This is a genomic window from Brevibacillus halotolerans (genome assembly GCF_026891775.1).
Taxonomy (GTDB): Bacteria; Bacillota; Bacilli; order Brevibacillales; family Brevibacillaceae; genus Brevibacillus_B; species Brevibacillus_B halotolerans.
This window is the reverse complement of the sequence record NZ_JAPTNK010000011.1, coordinates 153,239-175,992: the sequence shown is the minus strand read 5'-3', so window position 1 is coordinate 175,992 and position 22,754 is coordinate 153,239. Positions and strand designations below refer to the sequence as shown.

Annotated in this window: 18 protein-coding genes; all 18 read right to left on the bottom strand. The window is 40.7% G+C overall.

What is annotated here, in order from left to right:
- Nucleotides 1-62: 62 nt before the first annotated feature.
- On the bottom strand, nt 63-3,158 hold the full coding sequence (locus O0550_RS15355) for an efflux RND transporter permease subunit (RefSeq protein ID WP_258426751.1): 3,096 nt from the start codon (nt 3,156-3,158) through the stop codon (nt 63-65).
- Nucleotides 3,155-4,387 (bottom strand): efflux RND transporter periplasmic adaptor subunit, encoded by a 1,233-nt coding sequence (locus O0550_RS15350; RefSeq protein ID WP_258426750.1) that lies wholly within the window; start codon nt 4,385-4,387, stop codon nt 3,155-3,157. Before O0550_RS15350 ends, O0550_RS15355 begins: the two co-directional genes overlap by 4 nt.
- A 284-nt stretch (nt 4,388-4,671) precedes the next feature.
- Nucleotides 4,672-5,406 carry a glucosamine-6-phosphate deaminase gene (gene nagB, locus O0550_RS15345; RefSeq protein WP_258426761.1) on the bottom strand — a complete coding sequence of 245 codons (735 nt, stop codon included), beginning with the start codon at nt 5,404-5,406 and terminating at the stop codon, nt 4,672-4,674.
- A gap of 3 nt (nt 5,407-5,409) precedes the next feature.
- Entirely contained in the window at nt 5,410-6,579 is a 1,170-nt protein-coding gene (gene nagA / locus O0550_RS15340; protein ID WP_258426749.1) for an N-acetylglucosamine-6-phosphate deacetylase, read from the bottom strand.
- Nucleotides 6,580-6,906: 327 nt separating this feature from the next.
- Nucleotides 6,907-8,721, bottom strand: coding sequence for an oligoendopeptidase F (gene pepF, locus O0550_RS15335; protein ID WP_022583832.1), 1,815 nt, complete (start codon nt 8,719-8,721; stop codon nt 6,907-6,909).
- A gap of 121 nt (nt 8,722-8,842) precedes the next feature.
- The gene (locus tag O0550_RS15330; protein ID WP_258426748.1) at nt 8,843-10,153 is read right to left on the bottom strand and encodes a UDP-glucose dehydrogenase family protein; all 1,311 of its coding nucleotides are present in this window, start codon (nt 10,151-10,153) and stop codon (nt 8,843-8,845) included.
- Nucleotides 10,154-10,188: 35 nt separating this feature from the next.
- Nucleotides 10,189-11,286, bottom strand: coding sequence for a glycosyltransferase (locus O0550_RS15325; RefSeq protein WP_258426747.1), 1,098 nt, complete (start codon nt 11,284-11,286; stop codon nt 10,189-10,191).
- Between the two features lie 4 nt (nt 11,287-11,290).
- Complete coding sequence (locus O0550_RS15320; RefSeq protein WP_003341621.1) at nt 11,291-12,247, bottom strand: NAD-dependent epimerase/dehydratase family protein; 957 nt, start codon at nt 12,245-12,247, stop codon at nt 11,291-11,293.
- Nucleotides 12,244-13,095 (bottom strand): glycosyltransferase family 2 protein, encoded by an 852-nt coding sequence (locus tag O0550_RS15315; protein ID WP_101668057.1) that lies wholly within the window; start codon nt 13,093-13,095, stop codon nt 12,244-12,246. The genes O0550_RS15320 and O0550_RS15315 overlap by 4 nt, the downstream gene beginning before the upstream one ends.
- Nucleotides 13,092-14,153 (bottom strand): glucose-1-phosphate thymidylyltransferase, encoded by a 1,062-nt coding sequence (locus tag O0550_RS15310; protein ID WP_003341626.1) that lies wholly within the window; start codon nt 14,151-14,153, stop codon nt 13,092-13,094. The genes O0550_RS15315 and O0550_RS15310 overlap by 4 nt, the downstream gene beginning before the upstream one ends.
- Before the next feature lie 115 nt (nt 14,154-14,268).
- Nucleotides 14,269-15,450, bottom strand: a complete 1,182-nt coding sequence (locus O0550_RS15305) for a glycosyltransferase family 4 protein (RefSeq protein WP_258426746.1) — start codon at nt 15,448-15,450, stop codon at nt 14,269-14,271.
- Entirely contained in the window at nt 15,447-15,887 is a 441-nt protein-coding gene (locus O0550_RS15300; protein ID WP_003338619.1) for a hypothetical protein, read from the bottom strand. Before O0550_RS15300 ends, O0550_RS15305 begins: the two co-directional genes overlap by 4 nt.
- 261 nt (nt 15,888-16,148) lie before the next feature.
- The gene (locus O0550_RS15295) at nt 16,149-16,883 is read right to left on the bottom strand and encodes a DnaD domain-containing protein (protein WP_003341632.1); all 735 of its coding nucleotides are present in this window, start codon (nt 16,881-16,883) and stop codon (nt 16,149-16,151) included.
- Nucleotides 16,884-17,058: 175 nt separating this feature from the next.
- Entirely contained in the window at nt 17,059-18,024 is a 966-nt protein-coding gene (locus O0550_RS15290) for a siderophore ABC transporter substrate-binding protein (protein WP_003341634.1), read from the bottom strand.
- Nucleotides 18,025-18,430: 406 nt separating this feature from the next.
- A complete protein-coding gene (locus O0550_RS15285) occupies nt 18,431-19,189 on the bottom strand; it encodes an iron ABC transporter ATP-binding protein (RefSeq protein WP_003341637.1) in 759 nt (252 codons plus the stop codon).
- Entirely contained in the window at nt 19,183-20,139 is a 957-nt protein-coding gene (locus O0550_RS15280; RefSeq protein WP_163244419.1) for an iron chelate uptake ABC transporter family permease subunit, read from the bottom strand. Before O0550_RS15280 ends, O0550_RS15285 begins: the two co-directional genes overlap by 7 nt.
- Nucleotides 20,126-21,082 carry an ABC transporter permease gene (locus O0550_RS15275; protein ID WP_003338614.1) on the bottom strand — a complete coding sequence of 319 codons (957 nt, stop codon included), beginning with the start codon at nt 21,080-21,082 and terminating at the stop codon, nt 20,126-20,128. The genes O0550_RS15280 and O0550_RS15275 overlap by 14 nt, the downstream gene beginning before the upstream one ends.
- Before the next feature lie 329 nt (nt 21,083-21,411).
- Nucleotides 21,412-22,704 carry an asparagine--tRNA ligase gene (asnS, locus tag O0550_RS15270; RefSeq protein ID WP_003341640.1) on the bottom strand — a complete coding sequence of 431 codons (1,293 nt, stop codon included), beginning with the start codon at nt 22,702-22,704 and terminating at the stop codon, nt 21,412-21,414.
- Nucleotides 22,705-22,754: the final 50 nt, after the last annotated feature.

The following is a 22,754-nucleotide window of genomic DNA, read 5'->3' as shown; positions in this document are numbered from 1 at the left end:
CTCCGAATGGAGGAAAGAGAGCCCTTCTGTTGGTTACGTTCTGTTATCCCTAAGCTACATTTCTATTTTTCTTCCCCTATTGCCCCCTCTGCGGATGCCACTAATGATCTCTGTAATCTCTTTTGCATGCGCTTATCTCTTTTATGGTTCCACCAATCCCGAATTCCTTCAAAAACGGAATACAGCACCGGCACCAGCACTAGTGTAACTAACGTATGAAACACAAGTCCCGCTATCACTACAGTTGCGAGTGGAGCTTCTAAGCTAGCACCATCTCCAAATGCCAAAGCCATGGGTACCATGCCCAAAATAGCGGTAATTTTAGTCATCAAAACAGGGCGTACTCGCTCATGGGTCCCTTGAATAATTGCGGCTTGTAACGGTACGCCGCGTTTTCTAAGTAAATTTATTCGATCGATTAACAAAATCGCATTGGAGACGACAATACCGATTAACATAATGATGCCAATAATGGACATAGCTGTCATCATGCGTTGTGTCAACACGAGACCAGCAACAACGCCTACTCCTGCCATAGGTAATGTCAGCATGATGATAAATGGATGCGACAAACGTCCGAATTGCGCAACCATAATCAGATAGATGCAAGCAATAGCGCCTAAAAACACAAACAATGCACTTGACATATTGCTTTCTTGATTTTTAAGACTGCCTGCTAACTCCACTTGCAAACCAGCCGGCACTACCAATTGATCCAGCTTCGTTTGTAACAAACGGGTAGCATTCCCTGGATCGATTCCTACAAGATCGGCAGACACTTTAATGACACGTTCCCCGTTACGGTGATTAATTTGTTGTGGCGTCTTTCCATATTTCCATTCGACGACATCTATTAGTGGAATCATTGTCTGATTTTGCGTGGGAATTAACAGCTTCTTTAGTTGCTCAGGATGTTTCATTTCTTGCTCAGGCAGTCGAGCCATTACATCCACATTTGTACCGTCGGTTGTAAGTTCAGCCACTTTTTGCTCACCCATCATGCTGGATAAATGCTGAGCTAGTACCCGTTCGTCCACCTGTAATCGATTCATTGCTTCTTTTATGGGAATGAGGGTTATCTTTTCTTTACCCTCACTAAAATCGTTGCGAACACCTGAAATACCCTCTATACCAACAAGCATTGCTGATACTTGCTCACTTAATTCTTTCGCCTTCTCTAAATCTTTGCCAGTAATCTCTACTTCAACAGTTACTGCACCACCGTCTGGGCTATTGGTGCTAAAGGAAAAGCGTTCTACACCTGTTACTTCTTTTGTTTTTTCCATGATCTGCTTGCCAATTTCTTCTTTGCTCAATGAGCGCTCTGCTCTCGGTAATAAGGCGATTTGTAACTGCAATCGTTCTAAATTTCCACCAATGTATGCATCTTTAACTTCTTTTATCGCAGACAATTTTTCTTCCGTTTGAGAAATGACTTGTTTGGCCGCCTCCAAGGACGTTCCATGTGGCAACGTAATATCTGCAAAGATAAAGTTCTCATTCACATCAATCCCCAGATTGGTTTTAACGTGGGGGGCCAGCACAAAGATACTGCAAAACATGAGAAAAGCTAGACCAAGTGTAACAAATCGTCGACGCAAACACAGATGCAAGATACGGTCGAAGCCACGCACCATGATATTTTCCTTTTGATTTTCTCCATTCACCTTTTGCTTATCATTTTTTAGAAAGCTATCTGAGAAAATCGGTACAAAGAAAATTGATACAATCGTAGATGATACAATAGCTGCTGTCACTGTAAAAGCAATCGTAGTGAATATGGGCGTCAACGCTTCATCAAAGCCTGCTAATACCAAAGGTAAGAATACAACTACCATAGTGATCTGTGATGATAATACAGGCGTAAGCACCTCTTTCGTACCCAGTAAAATTGACTCACGCAATGCTTTTCCCTGCTCTCGGTAGTGATAGATACTCTCTAGTACCACGATTGCAGCGTCAACAATTAAACCAACGGACAGACTAAGAGAAATAAGCGTTACCATATCGAAATTATAGCCAAATACCTTCAGTGCAATAAATGTCATTAAGATCGAAAGCGGTAGCGTGGTAGCAATGACCATCGTAACCCGCCAGTTACGTAAAAAGATAAATAAGATCAAAATAGCGAGAGCTCCACCGATCATAACATCTCTGCTTAAATTACTAATGGAATGCTCGATAAAAGAAGCCGCTTCAAAAATGGATGTAAGATGATAAATTCCGTTTGCTTCCTGATTGATCTGGGCAATAAGCTGTTCTACCCTTGCTTGGGTTGGTATAATTTCGCTACCCTCTGTACGTTTTATCGAGATACCAATGTAGGGTTTTCCTTTATAGATGGCAAGCGTCTGATCACTCTCACTTCCACGTAAATCTTTCACGGTTGCCAATTGGTCAAGCAATGCCATTCCCCTTGGTGTTGGGATCATTACAGATTTTAATTCCTCTACATGTTGCAGTGTCTTATCTAATTCGATAACCGTCTGATAGCCGGCGTTATCAAGTGTTCCGAGCGCCTGCTTCCAATTTTGTTTTTGTAGCTCCTGATAGATCTGTGCAGGGGTTACCTGATAAGCCGAGAGTCTCTCTGGCAATAAGGTGATGGCGATTTTATTTTCAAAGCTTCCTTTACTAATCTCTACGCCTTTCACTCCAGATACTGCCTCAATTCGCTCTTTTAGCGTATCCTGAGCATAATTATATAATGATTGAGGATCATTGCCTGTTAAAGCCAACACCATCAGAGTTTCATCACCATAATTGGCCTGATAGATATTACTATGTTCAACCGCTTTCGGAAAATTGGATCGCTCACGATTAATAATGCTCTCCAGTTTTTGCTTTGCTGCCTCACCTTTTCCTTCCTTCGCCACCAAAGTGATTTGAACCTTGCCGCTAGAAGAAGACGAAAAATAATCCTTTATCTCCTCCATTCCCTTCACTTCATTTTCTACTCGCTCCGCTACTTTTTTCTCCATTTCTTCAGGAGGAAGTGATCCGCCAGAAATAGTAGCAATAATCCAAGGCAAATTCGTTTTTGGAACCAGAAATACTTTAAAGGAGGCAAGAGAAGCAAAGCCTGCGAATAAAATTATGAGAGTTAAGAGATACACAATAAGCTTTCGTTGGAGAAAGAATGATAGGAGTTTACTCATTGTTTTACTCCCTTCACTGTTACGTTCTCACCGTCAACGATATAGGTGATTCCACTTTTTACTACCTGTTCCCCTACTGAAACACCTTTTACAATTTCAATATTTCCATTAATAATCTGTCCGACTTGTACAGGCTGTTTCCTAACAATGCCATTCTCCACCTTCATGACGAAATGGGTCTCATTTGTAAGCCCTACACATTCTAGAGGCAATAAAAATCCCTGCAATGGGCGAGGTACCTTAACGTTCGCAACCATACCACCTCGCCATTTTTTATCTGAATTACTTATATGAATCTCCACTCGATATTTCCCGTTTGCTTGGTCGATCACAGGTGAGACAAACTGAATTGTCCCCTTACTGCTTATACCAGAAGCTTCCTGTACTTCTACCTGCTTCCCTTCCGTAAAAAATCCCACCTCATCGCTTTCAACAGCCAAAACTACCTTAACAGTTTTCAAATCAACTAGCTCAATTACGCTTTGTCCCCCAGCTACGACCTTCCCTGTCTGTTCATGCACTGCTACGATCGTTCCTGAGAATGGCGCAATGATTTTGGTTTGTTGTAAACTCTCCTGCGCTCGTACAGCCTCGCTGTTTGCCTGCGTAATGGCAGCGCTTGCTCTAGCTAGTTGATCTGGATTTGCCCCTCTTTGAAGCTCCTGAAGTGCAATCTGTTCATTTTTTACACTCATCTCTGCTTGCTTTGCTTTGAGAAGAAGAGCCTCATAATCATTTTTTGAAAGCGCACCGCCTTGAAACAAAACATCGCCCTGCTTCGCGGCCTTTTTTGCCTCTGCAGCATTTTGCTGCTCTCGCTCCAGCTTGATTTTTTGCTGAGCAAGTGCTTCTTGAGAGGCTCCTTTCTTTGCTTCCTGAGCGGCAACAGTTGCGGATTGTACTTGCCCTGCGGCAGCCTGAGCAGCTACCTGATATACTTTCGCGTCTAAAGAGGCCAAGACCTGACCTTGCTGCACCTGTGCCCCTTTTTCGGTGTTTACCTGTGCAATTTTTCCTGAACTACCGAAGCCTAGCATTACCTGCTTATTTGCTTCAACTACTCCCGAATATCCTAGTAAAGTTGAAGCTGGTGCCTGTTCAATCTTATAGGTCTCCACCCATTTGTTATTTTTCTCCTCTTGTACACTAGCTACTGGCTCCACATTACTCCCACAGCCACTAACTAACAAAATAGAGGCGCCCAAAACCGATACGACAACACGTCTCACATCTGTTCCTCCCAGCTCTTTCCTTTTTTATTCTATTCTCTCTAATTTTCTGAAATAACAGAACGGCCAGCAGGTGGAGCTTATATCCAACTTAAGACGGAGATTGATATGTTGTATTGAAAATAGTAAAACGAAATTTTATACAAAATTAAAATTAATAACCTTTTTATATAAAAACAGTAACTCAAGTCTATCCTCTTCAATAGGAGCTATCCAACAATTCTTCTCTTCTAAATAAAAAAAAGACCGTCTACTTATATAGACCGTCTTTTTAGAGCTATGTGCTAGTTATGAGTGAGCAGGGAGGCTGCTTCCTTATCTAGAAGGAAGATTACATCAGGATGCTTTTGTAAAATAGAAGCTGGCATCGCTTCAGTTATTTCGCCTTGAATCGCTTTCGCCACTGCCTCTGCCTTTTTTACACCTGCTGCGAGGATTACGATTTTTTTACTTTGCATAATGCTAGCAATCCCCATTGTAATCGCATGACGCGGTACATCCTCCTCACTGTCGAAATAGCGAGAGTTGGCTTGGATCGTGTTCTTAGTCAGCTCGACCATACGCGTGCGAGAATCGAAAGAAGCGCCTGGTTCATTAAAGCCAATATGACCATTTTCACCTATTCCTAGAATTTGAATATCTACTCCTCCGTTTGCTCCGATCTCTTCTTCATATTGGTTGCACTCTGCATCCACATTGGTCGTTTCGCCGTTGGGGAGGTGGATATTGCTTGTTGGTATATTGACATAAGCAAATAAATGATCATGCATGAATGTCCAATAGCTTTGTGGATGCTCACGCTTAATCGGATAATATTCGTCTAGGTTAAACGTACGCAATCTTGAAAAGTCCAGCTTTTGATCTTTATAACTAGTAATCAGGTGTCGATAAAATCCTTCTGGTGTTCCGCCCGTAGCTAATCCCAGAACGGAATCAGATTTTTCCTTAATCTGTTCTAAAAAAATATCTGCTGCATAACGGCTGAGTGTGTCATAATCCTCAAAAACCTGTACCTGCATCATCTATTCCTCCGTCTTTTCAAATACGATTTTTCCTTCCACCCAAGTAGCCATAACCTGATATTCCTTCGATAACAGTACAAGATCAGCATCTTTGCCTACTTGGATGCTACCTTTTGTTTCACTAATGCCTAATTTTTTTGCTTGGTTCATTGTAAGCAAGTAAATTGCTTTTTCCAAAGGGATGTTTGTAAACTTCATAAAGTTAGACAATGCTTTATCCAGGGTAAGAACACTTCCCGCTAATGTACCATCAGAAAGACGCGCTTCATCCCCACGAACGATCACATTTTGTCCACCCAAATCATATTCACCATCATCTAAGCCTGCTGCACGCATCGCATCGGTAATGAGCATCATTTGATTTAATTCGCATGCTTTTGCCAAAATACGGATGAAGTTAGGAGATAGATGAATACCATCACAGATAAAATCAAATGTCATTTCTGGATTCTGCATGGCTAAACCGATAATGCCCACATCACGATGGTGCAAGCCCTTCATCGCATTTCCTAAATGGGTCGCGTGGTTTACCCCTTTGCGTAAGCATTGGCATGCGCCATCATAATCTTGTAAGGAGTGTCCAACAGATGCAATGACCTTTTGTTCGCGCAGTAGATCAAATACCTCTTCTTCGGTAACCAGCTCAGGGGCTAATGTCATAAGCTTGACTAGGCCTGGGCGAGCGATTGAGAAAACCTTTTGCATATTAGCAAGTGTTGGGGGCTCAATCCACTCTCCATTTTGCGCTCCCTTTAAGACTGGATTAATAAACGGTCCCTCCATATGAACGCCAACTACTTTAGCACCTTTGTTCTCCTTTAAATTTGAATAAAATTCTAATATTTCAAGATTACGTTCGATGGGAGCTGTCATCGTAGTAGCCAATAGACCAGTAGTACCGTGCTTAGCATGGAAGCTACAAATGCCGTCAACTGCTTCCTGTGTGCTGTCCATAAAATCATATCCCGCACCACCGTGTACATGTAAATCAATGAATCCCGGTGCTAGAGTTGCACCTTTTCCATCGTATACAGATTCTGCTTCTTGTCCATTTTCAGGGCCTACATAGATAATTTTTCCGTTTTCCATAAGGAGAATGGCCTGTTCAAGAATACCTTTTTCTGTGACAATATTCACATTTATAATTTTTTGTGTTTGAGTAACAGTCATGGTGTACTCCTCCTATTTTTCAAACTCCAGGAAGCCTCTGTCTATTTTTGGTTAGGCGTCCGATTTATACGCATTTCCTAGAATTATTATGGAGAAAGCGTTTGTAAAAAAATCTACGTAAGCGATTTCTCACTTATTATTGTAACAGAAAACAAGGCTGTTACCCAAGAATCTTCTTACTCTTCAAGAAACAGACACACAACTGAAGTATTGACATACCAGCATTCTTGCTTGCTTCTAGCTAGTGTTTCTATATGACAAGCTGTAGTAGTTTACAAACAAAAAAGAGGGTTACACACCCTCCCTTTGTGAGTTCCTGCAACGCTTCTATTTAGATAAAGCTAATTGCTCCAATTCATCTAACAAGCCTTTAAAGACTTCCATTGCCTCCTCGATCGGCTCTGGTTTTGCCATATCGACTCCAGCTTTTTTCAATAATTCAATAGGATAATCGGAACCACCACTAGATAGGAAGTTCAAGTATCGTTCGACTGCTGGTTCCCCCTCCTCCAAAATTTGTTTCGACAGAGAAGTAGCAGCTGAGAAGCCTGTAGCATATTTGTACACGTAGAAATTGTTATAGAAATGAGGAATTCTTGCCCATTCAAGATCAATCTCCTCATCGATTACCACAGAGTCTCCGAAATATTTCACATTTAACTCACGATACATGCTGGAAAGCGAGTCTACTGTCAGCGCATGCCCTTCTTCAATGGTTGCATGAATCATTTTTTCGAATTCAGCAAACATGGTCTGACGGAAAACAGTCGCTCTAAACTGCTCTAAGTAGTAGTTGAGCAGGTACATGCGTTTTTCTTTTTCAGTCGTTTGAGCAAGTAAATGCTGCATTAACAGAGCTTCATTTAATGTAGACGCTACCTCTGCTACAAAGATCTGATATTGAGAATAGGTGTATGGCTGGTTTTTATGCGAATAATAGCTGTGCATGGCGTGGCCCATTTCGTGTGCTAACGTGAACATGTTATTGAGGTTATCCTGATAATTCATTAGCACGTAAGGATGAACAGAATATGTCCCCCACGAATAAGCACCGCTCGTTTTGCCTTGATTTTCATAGACGTCTACCCATCCGGAAGTGAATCCTTCATGCAGCACCTTTCCATAGTCCTCACCAAGTGGAGCCAATGAGTCCTCTACTGTTTTAACAGCCTCTTCATAAGGAATTTCCATGTTGGCTTCTGCTACAATCGGAACATATAAATCATACATGTGAAGCTCATCTGCACCCAACACTTTTTTGCGTAAATCTAAATAACGCTGTAGTTCAGGCAAATTCTTATGGATGGTGGCGATGAGATTGTCGTATACGGATTGATCTACATTATCGTTAAATAGAGACGCCTGTAATGCGGATGAATGCTTCCGTGTACGCGCATAGAACACATCACGTTTTACGCTTGCAATCAGTGTTGCTGCAATTGTATTTTTATGGTTTCGGTAGGTTTCATACAAGGCTTTGAAAGCATCGTGACGCACGCGTCGGTCTTTGCTTTCCATGTATTGAGAGTATCGACCTTTTGTTAGTTCAACCTCTTCACCATTCTCATCTGTAACCATTGGAAATTTAATATCTGCATTGTTTAACATTGTAAAAATATTGGAAGGAGCACCTGCAATCTCACGCATTTCAGCAAGCAAGACCTCTTCCTCTGCTGACAACGTATGCGGCTTATAACGAATGATCTCCACTTCTAAAAATTTTCTGTAATGATCTAAACCACTTTCTTCGTTTAGTAAAGCTTCGAGACGCTCATCTTCTATTGCTAAAATTTCTGGTTGGATATATGCCAATGCACTGGAGACCTGCGTAGATAGAGAGGTTGCCCGATCTGTTAAAGCCTGGTATGTAGAGTTTCCGTTATCCTCATCTCTTCTCATGCGAGCGTACACGTACAGTTTTTCTATCAATTGAGATAGCTCATCCATTAATGTCAGCGCTTCTAACAATTGCTTCCCAGAATCAGCCAATTTCCCCTTAAAGCTTTGCGCTTTCTGAATCAAGGTTTTTGCTAGCTCTGCGTCTTTTTCCCAATCGTTAGTGGAAGCATAAATGTCTTCTAGCTTCCATTTGAATTGGTCCGGTACTTCGCTACGTTTGGGTAATGTTTTGCTTTTGTTCACGGTAATACACTCCTTTTTATGGAAAATAGGCAGAGCCATCAGAAAAACTGGTACTATTCTCCATCGTACACCAAGCGAAGCTCTGATTCAATTCTTTGCACCAATAGAAAAAACCTGGCTTCTACACCAGGCTCCCCACTTGATTTCCAATCCCTACATATTCAAATCCAATTTTTCCTAATTCAGAGTGGGCTAATGCATTGCGACCATCAAAGATCAGAGGCTGCCTCATCATGTGGTACACACGTTCATAATCTAATTCAAGAAACTCTCCCCACTCCGTGCAAAGAATCACCGCATCTGCTCCGTTCACAGCCTCATAAGGTGTTTGAGTATAAGTTACCTGCTCACCAGAAAACACGCGTTGCATGTTAGGCATAGCAACAGGATCATAGGCAGTGATGAGCGCTTCCTTTTCTCGTAAGATCGTTAGCAATTTCTGTGCAGGAGCTTCTCGGATATCATCGGTATTTGGTTTAAAAGATAATCCTAATAATGCAATTCGCTTGTTAGCCAGGTCTCCTAAGCGTTGTTCCAGCTTTTGCAAAAACCAAGTAGGCTGTTGCTCATTCACCTTAGCTACTTGATACAAAATAGTCAATGGCTCATCTCTCTCCTCCGCTATTGAGAGTAGAGCAGAAGTATCCTTAGGGAAACAAGAACCCCCATACCCCAAGCCGGCCCGTAAAAATTCTGGACCAATTCTGGAATCAAGACCCATTCCAGTAGCGATAATCGAAATATCTGTTCCTAGCTTATCGCTTAGTCGTGCTAGTTCATTCATGAAAGAAATTCGCATCGATAAAAAAGCATTAGAGGCGTATTTTATCATTTCTGCATTTAATCGACTCGTTTTAACCCGTGGTGCTTCAATATTTTTGTATAATTCTTCTAATCGTTCAAAAGCTTGAGTAGACGAAGCTCCCATTACGATGCGAGCTGGCTGTAATGAATCCTGTAATGCACTTCCCTCCCGTAGAAATTCTGGGTTAGAGACAACGTGTATCTGTGGACAATCGGAAAAAAGCTCTGCTACTTGATCATTACTCCCTACAGGTACTGTACTTTTGATGACTAATATGCGTTCATCATCATCGTGACAAAGCATCTGGTGAACTTGATCTATTACATCCTTAAAAACACGTAAATCAGCCCTTCCCTCCTGATCGGAAGGGGTGCCTACACAGATAAATATGATCTGAGCTGAAAGTAGTGCTACTGTATGATCAGTTGTAAATTCCAGCTTTCTTCTACTTATTACATCAACCAGAGCTTCATCTAAACCTGGTTCATATATGGGTGATTTGCCGGTTTGCAACAAGCGTATCTTTTCTTCGTCTACATCCACTCCCGTCACTTCATGTCCTGCCATTGCTAGTGCGACCCCTGTTGTAACTCCTACATATCCAGTTCCAATGACGGCTACTTTCATGCTGACACCTCCGCCATGATTTGGTGATATTCATGTTACTTGGTTGCTAAGTGCCTATTGTTTTCTTTTATTAGTCGTATATATACGTTTTCTAAAACCTTACGTTGCTTGTTAATGTCATGTTGTTTTTCCACTTTCACACGTGCATTCAAGGTGTATTCTGTCCACCGTTGTTCTTCCTGGATCATACGAATCATCATTTCGGCAAATTTGCGAGGTGACCTCTCGGGAGCAAGTAACCCGCTTACACCGTGCTCTATCAGTTCTGGAATGCCAGCATGGCTGGTAGAAATAACCGGCCTTCCTGTAGCCATGGCTTCCATTAGTACATTAGGAATTCCCTCTTGATTGCCATCTTTCGCTGTTTTGCAAGCAAGTACAAACATATGACAACGAGCCAACTCCTCGGCTACTTGCTGGTGGCTGACACCGCCTTTAAGCGCCACACTATTTTGTAACTTATAGCGCTTAATCAATTTTTTTAGTTTCTTTTGCTGATCCCCTTCCCCTACTATTGTTAACGTAGCATTTGGAAAAACCTTGTGTACATGTCGAAAGGCGCTAATGAGCGTATCCATTCCTTTTTTTTCTACTAGTCGCCCAATACTTAAAAATTTATAGAAATGATTCCAAACAGGTTGCATAGCCTGATAGGCAAATTTTTGAAGGTCAATTCCTGATCGCAGCAACGTTATTTTGTGTTTCGGGCATCCTAGCTTTATTATCTTTTTTTTCATGTGCTTACTTACGACTGTAAATGCGCTTCCTCTCCGAAACAATTGCTTTAATTGTCGTTTATAGTTAGGATCAACATTGGGCCGGCGGGATACATCCGTTCCGTGAAATGACACCAGTAACGGTAATTTGGAACGTTTGGCAACCGGTAGTAATTCAAGCCCCCCTGTTCCAAATCTAGCGTGGAGTATCTTAATCTGTTTTCTCTTCACCCAATGATGGAGATTTGTTAATTTCTTTTTTACGTAGATTGACTTATGAGGAAATTGATCCACATTAATCGGGTTACTCCTAGTTACTACTAGTGGTTCCACCTGTGTATGTCCAATTAGTTGTTCGTAGATGAAGGTTTCACTTCTTGGAAGATAAATTCGGCGATATAAAAGAACACGATGCATGCTTTCATCCCCCCTGGTACAGCTTCTTAATATCCTGAAATTGCTGGTAGAGCCCCTGTTCCAACGAGGTATGTGGACGATAGCCAATCTGTTGAGCTGCTAAGGATATATCAGCACAGGTACGCCTCGAATCACCTTTTTCTGCTATTGTGAAGGTAATATCCGGCTCCACTTGCATGATCTTTGCCATAAGCGAAACGGCCTCTAACAAGCTAATTTCTCGTTCTCCACCGATGTTATAAACCTTCCCCGCCTGACCGAACTCACTTGCCAACAGATTGGCTTCCACCACATCGTGTACGTAGCTAAAGTTACGGCTTTGACTACCATCCCCGTAAATTTGTATGGGTTCTTTGTGCATCATAGCTCGAAAAAACCGATGAAAGGCCATGTCAGGACGCTGTCTGGGGCCATATACGGTAAAATAGCGGAGTGCAACCACTGGTAATTGATAGGCTTTCACATAAGCTTGCATCAAGTACTCCATGGAGACTTTGGTTACACCATAAGGGGAAAGTGGTTCAAGCGGAGCTGTTTCCTGTGTTACTCCTTCTTGCATTGTTCCATAAACAGAAGAGGAGGAGGCAAGCACAATTTTTCGCAATGATTGATGAGTAAGGCTAGCTTCTAATAGGATTTGGGTTGCAGTCACATTGTGTTTAACATACTCCTGAAAAGCATCCCCCCAGCTTGCACGCACACCAGGTAAGGCAGCCAGGTGGAAAATATACTGCACACCCTTTAACAGATAAGACCAGTCAACATCCTGAATGGGTTGATTGATGAAATGAAATCGGGAATCCTGTAAACTATCCTTGATGTTGCGTTCCTTATAAGACAATGGGTAGTTCAGAAGCATATTATCTACACCAATTACTTCATAATCGTCTGCCAGCAATCGCTCTGTCAAATGAGAGCCGATAAATCCTGCGCAGCCAGTCACCACAGCTTTTTTCCTCATTTGCGATGACCTCTTTTCTTTTTGCGCCTCACTAGCTGTTTAATGACTAGAAAACGTCCTCTCGTGCCAAAAATAGCACGATATTTATTCCCCCATCTCTTTAAATAATATTCATACGTCTGCCTCCGTAAATAATTACGTTTTTGAATCGACCCTGGCTCTGTCAATTGTTTTCGATGCTTTGTTCTGTTATATAACGTTTTATCTATATGCTGAACGGGAAACTTTTCAATTAAGCGTAAAATCATTCGACGATCTTCCATAATTCTGCCACCATATTTGTCCGAGGTATCCCATCCCCCTACCTCTTGCAAGGCATTCACGCGATAACAACGCGGTGCTACCATCCAGCCATCATATTGTAAAAAATCATACTTCCCTCTAATTTGCCGATGTCTAATGCCTTTTCGCTTACGATATTTACCTTTATAAACACGCCACACATTCATATTTCCATAGTACAGAGCACATTTTTCCTTTTTTATACTATGTTGATTTTTCAAAATGACTTGTTTAAACCTCTCCAAAGTACGTTTGGCTAACCAATCATCGGAATCCAATTGAATCAGATAAGGAGTACGAGTCAGTCCCAATGCCATATTCATGACCTTCGATATGCCTGAATTCTTTTCCATACGATAGTATCGAATCTTCGAATGAGTAAAAGTGTTAGCGACAATTTCCTCCGTACTATCCGTAGAAGCATCATCCATGACGAGTATTTCCCAATCATCACAGGTCTGCTTCAAGACACTTTTTATCGCCTTTTTTAGCATATCCGATCGGTTATAGGTAGGTATTACGACAGTAAACATGGGGATAACTGCATTATCTTCTATGTCAGTCATGAAACCCCAATTCTCCTTGTCGCAGGTAGTGTTATCGTCGAATGATCACTCATAATAAATATCCCCATATCCTGTCGTGAAACATTTGGTACTCCCCCAACCAAATAAGATGAGCGCCCAAAAATACTGTCATGAATATAACAATCTAAATTTACTAATTTGGTGTCTTCTAATAAAATACTGTTTTCAATTCTTTGGCAATTTCTTACCTCCGCTCCATTTTGGATACATACATAAGGACCAATTGTGCAATTAGACAATAGGCAGTTTTCACCTATCATCACTGGCCCTATAATCTCACAGTTATCAATCATACTTCCCTCTCCTACTTGCACCTCATCTCCAATAGATTTGTCTAGCATCCAGCGATTAGCCTCCAACCATCTCTCCATCGTCCCTACATCGGAATAAGGTAGCTTGGTTGTAGAATGTACTACCTTTTTACCTTGCTGTAAAAGTGCGGCAATGGCATCAGTAATTTCATATTCGCCCCGCTTAGATGGTTGTAATCCAGCAATTACTTGAAAGATAGCAGGGGTAAAAAAGTAGGCTCCGATTACAGCTAAATTGCTTTTGGGGAATTGTGGCTTTTCAACAATGGATTGGATTTGTTCTCCTTGCACTTCAGCTATGCCAAAATCCTGTGGTTTCTCTACCTCGCTTAGTAAAACGGCAGCGTAAGCATCTGTCTTAATGAAGCTGTCGTGTAAACTATGCAAGGACTCCATCATTAAGTTATCCCCTAAAAACAAAGCAAACTTATCTTCAGCTATAAAAGATTCAGCTAATGAAACAGCATGGGCAATACCCAATGGCTCCTGCTGTTCAATATACCTAATCACTGCGCCATATTTTTGTCCATTCCCAACATACGCGGGTATTTGCAATTGGTTTGGACTAATCACGATACCTATTTCCCTAATACCGACATCAAGTAACTTTTGCAAACAATGCTGGATCACCGGTAGATTAGCTACAGGTAGGAGTGTCTTGGGCTGTGAATAGGAAAGTGGATATAGTCGTGTGCCACGGCCAGCGCATAAAATTAACCCTTTCAAATGACATTCACCCCTGTTCCATAGAGATATCTATACTGTATGCACAGGGAAAACAACGGTTTGGGTGATTGGCCATAATTACCCAAATAGTGGCGGATGCCTATGTAAAAAGCGCCTACGTTTTCTGGCGTGGGCGCTGTTTTTTCTGTTCACGTGTCTGAATTGCCTTAGAGAAAACCTCCATATATTCATTAGCTGTTTTTTCCCATGTAAATTCACTTGCTCGTAATATTGAACGAGAGCCAAAGGTTGTAAAGAAAGAGGCAGAATTCCACATTTGTTCCCAGAGGTCTGGTATGGTTTTCACCCATTCCTTAGGAGGAATGAGATAGCCGGTCTCATTGTGTTCGACCACCTCTCCTATTCCTCCTTTTGTTGTAGTTAAAATAGGCTTTCCTGCCGCCATTCCCTCTATATTAACCCGACAAAACGGCTCGTTCCAAACGGATGGGGTAGCTACAACATCACAGATATGATACCACTCTGGCATCTGTTTCGAAGGAATAAAATTAACAAAGCGTACCTTCTCTTTTAGGGGTGTAGCCAATTTTTTCAAATAGCGTACGTATTTGTTTTCCTCATTGTTTCCATATCCTTTTCCGCCAACTATGAGCAGACGTGCATGCTGGTCTCGCTTAGCGATCTGTTCGAAGGCATGAATTAAGAGATGTACCCCTTTTTCACGCATTAATCGCCCGGCATACATCATCACGCGATGGTGCGGTTGATAACCCAGGGATTCTCGTTTTTCGGAAATGATCTTCTGCCCCTCCTTAGACAGTGAATAAGTGGGAACATCTACTCCAAGGTGAACGGCGTATATCTTCTGTGTTGAGATACCATGCTTCTTGATAAGATATTGTCGTAGATAGTTACTGTTGGTAATAAAACAATCTACCTGCTTTTTCACTTTTTTCATACGGAGAGGCGAAATCACCTTACGTGAAGCAAATACATGAGAATGCATATTTAGTACAATAGGTATATCTTTACAAGCCTTGCGCACTATAGAAACAAAACTTGGACGATTCTCTATCAAAATTAAATCAGGCTTGTTTTTTTTTATTCGACTTGCTACTTGCTTCATATAAGATTTTTGTCCATGATACGATAACCGAATATACTTGATTCTGCCATCTAGTTCTGACCGTGGGTAATCTTCACAGGTTCTTGTGTAAATTTCGATATCATGAGACAGTGCTAATCTTTTACTTACCTCATCAATATCCAATTCAACTGAACTACCTCGAACTGGTGGAACAGAAAAAGGGCCAGGACTTATGATTGCAATTCTCATGCTCTGTTTGATTCCCATTCCTTTTTAATGGTAAGAACGATCTGATAAATTTGTTCTCGTTCCTTGTTCCATTGAAGAACTACTTTCTCCACTTGTTGTTTCCATTTTTCGCTATTGTGCTGTAACATCTCCCATCGATTTATCATCGCAGCCATTTTGGATTCCATCGTAGCCATTACCTTCTGATATTCTTTAATTTGTTCTTGCCATACGGTTCGCTCCTTCTCCAACTGATCTAAACGCTGCTGCATTTCCTTCCATTGATTAAGTAATTCTTGTTTTTCTTTCGCCCTTTTTGGATATAGTCCCTCCAATAAAACGGCATCAGGGATCACCCGGCAGTCATTTTGGCCCCCTGAGGCTTGCAAATCAAACATGGCCGAGAAAACAGAAGGCCCTCCCTCAGTATTCAGTTCTAGCTGCTTTCGATTATCCATTAGTTCTCCCTCCTTTACATGTTATATTCTATGTACTTAACCGGCTGATAGGTGCATACCTACTAGGTTGTTCTCATTCAAATCATGCAATGCTCTCACTCGGCATCTTAATGGCTGGCTACTATAAAGCCAAGGAATACAAAAACCCCTTTGCGCATCGGTAAAGAGCATGAAAACATAGAGCCTTTTATCGATTGCGTAAAGGGGTTTTTTCTTTATTTATTTTTTATACTGTAGCCTAGATGATCTCTGATTGCTAACCTACCGTCCCTCTTTTACAGCTACTTGGCGACGAAATCGTTGACTGTACTCTCTCGCTTCCTCAACAGAGCAGACCTGATTGCGTTGCCACTCCAATAAGATACGGTCAATATAGCGGATAAATAGCTTGCCAACAGACTGTGCCTCTCGTAAGGCCGCTATGATTAGCTCTTCTGCATATCTATCCTCTTCCACCCAAATTTGTAATGTCTCTACCTCAATCGGAGAAAGCGGTCGCCCAAATGTTTGTTCAAATTGTGTGTACAAATTATTTGGCTGCTGTTCCTCATCTAGTGTAAATAGCATCGTATCAGTAGGTCCACCCGGTATATCCATGTGAGACGTAACTGCCACTTCCTGTCTGGAATCACTAAATGCTTCACGTTGTACTTGATAACTTTGTTTCAAACACTCAAACAAACGGTCATAGACAACAGAAAGATTGTAGCTTTCCGAACGAAAACCTGTTTGTTCATCAACATTCTCATCAATGCTGATCCATTGATCCTTCATCATTTTCTGCAACAATTGTATTAAACGCAATCCAGACATGGAGAGCCGATCCTCAAGCTGCGATAAGGTGGGAAATTGATTCCCTTCTTGTTGAAATGACAAGAGGTGGATAATTAACATCATTTCTTCGTCCGCTAACGACATACGTTTATAATTTTTTAATAATAAATTAGAAACGGACGTAGAACCCTCTTGTATCAATTGTCTTATTTGTCGATCCATGTCGTGCTTTCACCTCTCCCCTATTATAACAAGGACAGGCAAATTCACCTAGTAAAAAAACATATAAACCATTGGAGGATCTTTCTTTGCCATACAAAAAGCTGAAAAAAGAAAACAGCTAGTAGAAAGGGGGATTTCTACTAGCTGTAACGTTCCTTCAGTGCTATTTTATTTTTTATTTATAAACAGCAGCTGTTTCTTTTACCATTTCAGATACAGATTCTAATCCGCCACCAGATAGGTACCAGTATCCTGGATCTAGGTAAATGACTTTATTGTTTTTAACTGCATTCGTTTTCTTCACAATTTCATTTTCTATTACTTGTTTCGCAGAAGATTCACCTTTTTTAATAGCCGCAGTACGGTCAACTACGAAAATGTAATCAGGGTTTTTCTCCAAGATGTACTCGAACGAAACACTTTGTCCATGTGTAGATGCGCCGATTTTATCATCTGCTTGTTTGAAGCCAAACACATCATGAACAATACCAAAGCGAGAAGTAGAACCATAAGCACTTACTTTGCCATCGTTAGCAAGAATAACTAAAGCTTTTTTCTCGTCAGCTTTTGTTTTTTCATTTAGGTCTTTAATTTCTTTTTCAATTTTAGCTAGCATTTCATCAGCTTTTGCTTCTTTATCAAAAATTTGAGCCAATGTTTTTACTTTAGTAGTGAAGGATTCCATGTATTTCTTATCATCAACATCCATGTAGATTGTTGGAGCGATCTTTTTAAATTCTTCATACTTATCGGCTTGACGACCAGCAATGATGATTAAATCAGGTTTTGCTTCATGAATTTTTTCAAAGTCAGGCTCTTTCAAACCGCCAACATTGATATATTTTTCATCTTTGTATTTATCTAGATAGCTAGGTAGGCTTTTTTGTGGCAGACCAGCTGGTTCTACGCCTAATGCATCCATAGTGTCAAGGGAACCAAAGTCAAACACAACGACTTTTTGTGGATTTTTCTTAACTACTGTCTCACCTAGTTCGTGTTTTACAGTAATTTCTACAGGAGCTGTTTGTTTTGCTGCTTCTGGTTGAGCACCAGATGTTTTATCTGTAGCATTATTTGACCCGCAAGCCGCCGTAACCAATGCTAACATAAATGTAGCAAATACCATTGCTAATTTCTTCAACATTCTCACCTCTATAAATTTTTTGAAACAAGATGTAGATCAGATCATATGCTAGGAAGATCTGCTCTTCCTTTAGCTAATGAAACAAAGGTAAAACTTATCTGTGCCTGCTTTGTACCTTCTTTCTCTTCCTCCAAGTGTCCTATGTCAATTCACGTCCTTACATTGCTACGCGGTCCGTGATCCCCCTTGCTTGAGTGACGACAGGACGCTTGTCATTGGGTATTACCCAGCCTGGAATCAACCCGTAGGTCTCTTCCGTACGTTAAGAAAGGGAGGAAAGAAGGTTTCCCACATCGGCAGGCCAGTTTTGCCATCCTTTGTCGGTTCTTTGTTTCATGAATCCAACTACATCCGTTTTCGTTCTCAGTATGATTTGTAAATTGGTTTTCAGCGATATTCTTTGTTAAGCGAAATAGACACAAATGTCATTACCCTCGATGTTTTGGATATTGAAATCCATCTCATACAAGTCCTGTAAGACCCTAGGGTTAATGATTTCTTGAGTCAAGCCCTCTTTGACGATTTTACCGTCTTTTAATGCAACAATATAATCGGAGTAACAGGATGCAAAGTTAATATCATGAATAACAATGATGATCGTCTTGCCTAATTCAGCTACCAACCGTCGCAGGGTTTTCATGATTTGCACCGAGTGCTTCATATCCAAGTTATTAAGTGGCTCATCCAACAGGATATAATCCGTGTTTTGCGCGATAACCATTGCAATGTAAGCTCGTTGTCTTTGTCCACCGCTTAATTGGTCTAAATATTTATCCTGCATATCTTCCAGTTCCATGTAAGCAATCGCTTCTTCGACATATTTCCAATCTTCCGGTGATAAATTACCCTGTGAATAAGGAAAACGACCGAAACTTATCAATTCTTTCACGGTTAAACGAATATTAATATGGTTGGACTGTTTTAGAATCGAAATCTTCTTGGCCAAATCGTTGCTGTTCCATTTACTTATTTCCTGTCCTTCAATATAAACCTCGCCTTCATCTTTCTTGAGTAAGCGGCTGATCATGGACAGCAATGTACTTTTTCCAGCACCGTTGGGACCGATAAAGGAGGTGATGCTTCCCTTTTTTATCTTCACCGATATATTTTCAACAACAGGCTTATTTCCATAGAATTTTGTGACGTTTTTAACTTCTACCATGCTTTATTCTCCTTTAACAGCAGATATAAGAAGTACATACCACCAATAAAATTGATGATGACACTGAGCGGTGTCGAGAATTGAAAAACCCGCTCCACGATGAACTGTCCGCCAACTAAAGCAATGGTACTAATCAGCATAGAACCAATAAGCAAATACTTGTGCTGATACACCTTTAAGAATTCCCGTGCCAGATTGGCTACCAATAATCCTAAAAAGGTAATCGGACCAACTAATGCGGTTGAAATAGACACTAGCACCGCAATTACGATCAGTAATCTTTTCACAACTCGCTCGTAGTTAATTCCTAAATTAATCGCTTGATCTCTTCCCAAAGACAAGACATCGAGGAATTTTAACTGTTTAAAAATATAACCACAAGCTAAGGCTATTCCAATCACAGATAGTATCAGGATATCTGTGTTTACACTGTTAAAGCTGGCAAACATTTTATCCTGAATGACCTGAAATTCGTTTGGATCAATTAACATTTGCATAAACGAGGATAGACTTGAGAAAAAGGTTCCAAAGATAATCCCCACTAATAGCAAGAAAAAGATATTCCTGCCCTCACCTCTAAACAACGTTTTAAATAAAATGCTTGAGAATACAATCATGAGCCCTACTGAAAGCACAAAGTTAACGTTGTTATTCGTGATTGTGATGTGCATAGAACCAAACAAGAAAATGACCAATGTTTGAATAAACATATACAGCGAATCTAATCCGATGACGCTAGGAGTTAAGATTCGGTTATTCGTTATCGTTTGAAATACAACTGATGAGAACGCAATCGCTCCCCCAGTTAATAAGATAGCAAGTACATTTTTACTGCGTTTGGGAAGAACATAATCCCAATTATTCGCATTTATCTTGTAGAAAATAAATAATCCGATCAAGACGAGTGCGATCATCGCAAGGATGCCCAACATTCTTCTACATTGTTGCATATGCATTTCTCCTCATGAGTAAGTACAGGAAGATTCCACTGCCGATAACTCCGACCATAAGTCCAATCGAGAGCTCATAAGGAAAAATTACGATACGCCCTAATATATCACATGCTAGGACAAATACGGCTCCGAGTAAGGCTGTATGCGGTAGACTGTTCCGTAGATTATCCCCACGATAAATGGAAACGATGTTAGGAATAATTAAACCAAGGAATGGAATCATTCCGACTGTGAGCAATACCAGAGAGGAAATCATAGCAACGATGATTAATCCGATATTGATCACACGCTGATAGTTGAGTCCTAGATTAACCGCGAATTCTTCTCCCATTCCTGCGACCGTGAATTTATTCGCATAAAGAAAGGCGATAATGACAAGCGGGATACTAATATACAAAAGCTCATATCTTCCCTTCATGATCATGGAGAAGTCTCCTTGTAACCATGAGGATATATTTTGTATCAGGTCATATTTATAAGCAAAGAAAGTGCTTATAGAACTGATAATATTACCAAACATAATACCTACCAATGGAATAAAGATATTGTCTTTGAACTTTATTTTTCTAAGGATTTTCATAAAAATAAAGGTGCCGCCTAAGGCAAAAATAAATGCGACAATCATCTTTACAATCGGACTCTCCGTAGTAAATAGCATGAGTGATACCAGCACTCCTAATCGAGCGCAGTCCATCGTTCCAGCAGTAGTAGGAGATACGAATTTATTACGGGTGATCTGCTGCATGATTAAGCCACAGATACTAAGGCTAATCCCAGCCACAATAATGCTAACTAATCGTGGAACACGGCTAATTAAGAAAATTTCAACCTGCTCATTATTAAAATTTAGAATGTCAAGTGGAGTAATGTTTTTAACTCCAATAAATAAGGAGCACATGGATAGGATGATTAATGCTAAAAATAAATATCTCTTTTTCATAGTTCCCCCCGTATGACATTAGCAACTGATGCGATCTTTAGTATTAATCGTTTTATTTTCGTGTTATGGATCAATTATGTAATTGTTTATATTACAAATTATTACAAATGAGATTGATTTTCATTAACCATCATCCAAAGAGTATTATAAATGATTTTCATTCTCATATTCAACTGTTTTTTCGTCTTTTCTACATTTCTAACCTTTTCTTCCCTAAACAAAGTAGTTTTAATCAATAGGAAACAGGAAAAACCTCTTGTTCTTATTTTTGAACAAGAGGTTTTCATACTATTAACAAATTAAAAGTTTATTGATTGATAAACAATCTATTATGGGTATAGTCTATACAACAGACGAGGGAATGGAATTGTCTCACGTACATGATCCAATCCACAGATCCATGCCACTGTTCTTTCTAAGCCCAAGCCGAATCCAGAATGAGGTGCTGTTCCATATTTACGTAGGTCCATATACCATTTGTAGGTTTCTTCAGAGAGGTTATGCTCATTAAAACGTGCCTCTAGTAATTCTGGATCATCAATACGCTGGCTACCACCAATAATCTCTCCATAGCCCTCTGGTGCAATCAAGTCTGCACAAAGAACCACTTCTGGACGTTCTGGATGTGGCTTCATATAAAATGCCTTAATTTCCGCAGGATAATGCGTGATGAAAACAGGCATATCAAAATGCTCAGCAATTGCGGTCTCATCTGGTGCGCCAAAATCGTCGCCCCATTTAATCTCGCTACCTTTTTCTTGAAGAAGCTTAATCGCATCATCGTACGTAATGCGCGGGAATGGCGCTTTCACCTTTTCCAGCTTCGTAGTATCGCGATCTAGTGCTTTTAACTCACGTTGGCAGTTCTTTAATACGGACTGAACCACATGCGACACAAAATTTTCTTGAATGCGCAGGCTTTCCTCATGATCAACGAATGCCATTTCCGGTTCAATCATCCAGAACTCAATTAAGTGACGGCGTGTTTTGGATTTCTCAGCACGGAATGTAGGACCAAAAGAAAATACACGTCCTAAAGCCATTGCAGCAGCTTCCATGTACAACTGACCACTTTGGGAGAGATACGCATCTTCATCAAAATATTTCGTATGGAACAAGTTAGTTGTTCCTTCAGCAGATGTAGGTGTCAAAATCGGCGGATCTACTTTATAAAATCCATTGATTTGGAAGAACTCGTACACGGAACGAATAATTTCGGAGCGAACAGCCATCGCGGCACGTTGACGTGGAGAACGCAACCATAGATGACGGTTATCCATCAAGAAGTCTACCCCATGCTCTTTTAGAGAAATCGGGTAATCTTGAGCAATTTGAATAATTTCTACTCCTGTTACTGTTAGCTCATAACCGCTTGGAGCACGATCGTCTGCGCGTACCATTCCTGTTATGTACAAAGAACTTTCCTGGGTTAGTTCTTTCGCATTGTTCCAAGCTTCTTCGCTTACTTCTGCTTTTACTACAACCCCTTGGATAAATCCGGAGCCGTCACGCAGTTGGAGAAATTGAATTTTCCCACTGCTTCTCTTGTTGTATAGCCAGCAACCTATCTTGACTTCTTGCCCGACATGTTGCCCGACCTGACCAATTGTAATTAATGACATAATAAGACCTCCATTTATCTGTACCAGATAACCCTTACAATTATACTATC